The sequence below is a fragment of the Burkholderia sp. Ax-1720 genome (assembly GCF_011753035.1).
In the GTDB taxonomy this organism is placed as follows: Bacteria; Pseudomonadota; Gammaproteobacteria; order Burkholderiales; family Burkholderiaceae; genus Burkholderia; species Burkholderia gladioli.
Genome location: NZ_VWWK01000345.1, coordinates 1 through 2,766 on the forward strand (window position 1 = coordinate 1; position 2,766 = coordinate 2,766).

Annotated in this window: 3 protein-coding genes; all 3 read left to right on the forward strand. The window is 72.4% G+C overall.

What is annotated here, in order from left to right:
• Window positions 1–208: 208 nt before the first annotated feature.
• Window positions 209–1,519, forward strand: coding sequence for an MFS transporter (locus F3J18_RS36425; protein WP_025101651.1), 1,311 nt, complete (start codon window positions 209–211; stop codon window positions 1,517–1,519).
• Window positions 1,520–1,681: 162 nt separating this feature from the next.
• Window positions 1,682–2,389 carry a DUF2848 domain-containing protein gene (locus F3J18_RS36430; protein WP_166916990.1) on the forward strand — a complete coding sequence of 236 codons (708 nt, stop codon included), beginning with the start codon at window positions 1,682–1,684 and terminating at the stop codon, window positions 2,387–2,389.
• A gap of 45 nt (window positions 2,390–2,434) precedes the next feature.
• On the forward strand, window positions 2,435–2,766 hold a 332-nt coding region (locus tag F3J18_RS36435; protein WP_240156512.1), incomplete at its 3' end, for an amidase family protein.

Here is a 2,766-nt window from a genome sequence, read left to right on the forward strand (position 1 = left end):
TCACCGGCGCCGGCGCACCCGGCACCGCGCTCGGCGACGCGCTGGTGCTGGTCGAAGGCAGCTCGGCCGCCGCCGCGCACGCCCTCGCCACGCGCCTGGCCGCGCTCGCCGACGTCGAAGCCGCGAACGTGCACGCCTTCGACCTGCTCTGGCGCCTGGCGGCCTGAAACCCGATGTGCCACCGCTGCCCCACCTGATGGAGAAAAAGATGAACGCTCTCGCCAGCACGTCACCGACGCTGGAGCAACCGCGCGCCGGACGCGGACGCCTCGCCACCGCGAGCATGATCGGCACCTCGCTGGAGTGGTACGACTTCACGGTCTACAACACGCTCGCCGCGCTGGTCTTCAACCACCTGTTCTTCCCCTCGGTCGATCCGCTGGCCGGCACCCTGCTGGCCTTCTCGACCTACGCGGTCGGCTATGTGTCGCGGCCGCTGGGCGGCTTCGTGTTCGGCAACCTCGGCGACAAGCTCGGCCGGCGCGCCGTGCTGATGCTGACCCTGCTGCTGATGGGCATCACCACCGCGCTGATGGGCGTGCTGCCCACCTACCAGTCGGCCGGCATCCTGAGCCCGATCCTGCTGGTGAGCCTGCGCTTCGTGCAGGGCATCGCGCTGGGCGGCGAATGGGCCGGCGCGGTGCTGCTCTCGGTCGAGCACGGCAACCAGAAGAAGCGCGGCCTGAATGCGTCCTGGGCCCAGGTCGGGCCCTCGTTCGGCACCCTGCTCGGCACCGGCTTCATCGCGCTGATCACCATCTCGGTGTCCTCCGACGCGTTCCTCGCCTGGGGCTGGCGCGTGCCCTTCCTGGCCAGCCTGCTGCTGGTGGTCTTCGGGCTGTGGGTGCGCCGCAGCGTGGGCGAGACGCCGGCCTTCGAGAAGCTCAGCGAATCGCACAACACCGCCAAGGTGCCGGTGGCCGAGGTGTTCTCGCAGCACTGGCGCCGCCTGCTGGTGGCCGGCGGCTCGCGGATCGGCTCGGACGTGCTCTATGCGTTGATCGTGGTGTTCACGCTGACCTACGTGACCACGGTGCTGAACCTGTCGCGTTCGCTGGCGCTCACCGCCGTACTGTGCGGCACCGCCTGCAACGCGCTGACGGTGCCGCTGTTCGGCGCGCTGTCGGACCGTTTCGGCCGGCGCCCCGTCTATCTCGGCGGCGTGCTGGCGGCGATCGTCTGGGCCTTCGCGTTCTTCTCGCTGGTCAACACCTCGCAGCCGGGGCTGATCGTGCTGGCGGTGGTGATCGGCCTGGTGATCCACGCCGTGATGTACGGCCCGCAAGCCGCCTTCGTCACCGAGCAGTTCCCGACCCGCGTGCGCTACGCCGGCTCCTCGCTGGCCTACACGCTGGCCGGCATCCTCGGCGGCGGATTCGCGCCGCTGATCATCGTCGCGCTGTTCCGCAACTGGCACACCACGATCGCCGTCTCGCTGTACGTGACCGGCGCGCTGATCGTCACCGCGATCGCCCTGCTCGCCGCGCGCGAGACCGCGCATCGCGCGCTCGAGGACTGAAGCCTCGCCCATGAAACTCCCGCGCGGCAGCCGCCGCGCTCCCCGCCGGCGCCATGCCGGCGCGGCCGTCTTAGCCGATGCCCGGGCCGCGATGCCCGGGCGCCGCGCGAGGCCGGCCGCGCGCCTGGCGCGACGCCGGCTCCCGCACGACCCGAACCCGACATGACCCAGCTTTCCTTCACCGTTTCCTCGCCCGACGGCGCCGCCCGCACGCTCGAACTCGGCTTCGACACGCTCGTCATCGCCGGCTGGGCCGGCCGCGACGCGGCCGCGATCCAGCACCACATCGACGAACTGGCCGCGCTCGGCGTGGCGCCGCCCTCCAGCACGCCCTGCTTCTACCGCGTCGCCGCCCAGCAACTGAGCCAGGCCGACACGGTCGAGGTGCTCGGCACCGACACCAGCGGCGAGATCGAATGCGTGCTGTTCGGCAGCCCGCTCGGCACCCTGGTGACGATCGGCTCCGATCACACCGACCGCAAGACCGAGGCCTACAGCGTGGCCGTCTCCAAGCAGGTCTGCGTCAAGCCGGTGGCGCGCGAGGCCTGGCGCTACGCCGAGGTGGCCGCGCACTGGGACCGCCTGGAGCTGCGCGCGCGCCTGGTCGCCGCCGACGGCAGCGCGCGCGCCTACCAGCAAGGCAGCGTCGACGGCCTGCTGCCGCCCGCCGCGCTGTGGCAACGCCACGGCGGCATCGACATCGAGGCCCTGCCGGCCGGCAGCGCGATGTACAGCGGCACCCTGGCCGTGCTCGGCGAGATGGCCGCGATGAAGAGCGGCGACGCCTTCGAGCTCGAGCTGCACGACCCCGTGCTCGGCCGCAGCCTGCGCCACCGTTATGCGGTCCAGGCGCTGCCCGTGGTCGCCTGAGCGGCCGCCATGCGCGCGCCCTACCAACCTGCCGGAGACACCCCGATGCGCTTCACGCCCGCCACCCCGCTGCTGACTCTCGCCGCGCAACTCGATGCCGGCACCACCACCAGCCGCGAGCTGGTCGATATCGCGCTCGCCCGCATCGACGCCGAGGGCGGCAACGGCGCCCACGCGTTCTGCCGGGTCGATGCCGACGACGCGCGCCGCCAGGCCGATGCGCAGGACGCGCTGCGTCGCGCCGGCGTGCGCCTGTCGCCGCTGGCGGGCCTGCCCGTCTCGGTCAAGGATCTCTACGACGTGGCGGGCCAGGTCACGCGCGCCGGTTCGCGCGTGCTCGACGACGCGCCGCCCGCCACGGCCGACGCGCCCGCGAT

Bases quoted from the DNA above. Each gene is read 5' to 3' on its own strand.
- F3J18_RS36430 (WP_166916990.1), top strand. From the start codon at position 1,682: ATGACCCAGCTTTCCTTCACCGTTTCCTCGCCCGACGGCGCCGCCCGC.
- F3J18_RS36425 (WP_025101651.1), top strand. From the start codon at position 209: ATGAACGCTCTCGCCAGCACGTCACCGACGCTGGAGCAACCGCGCGCC.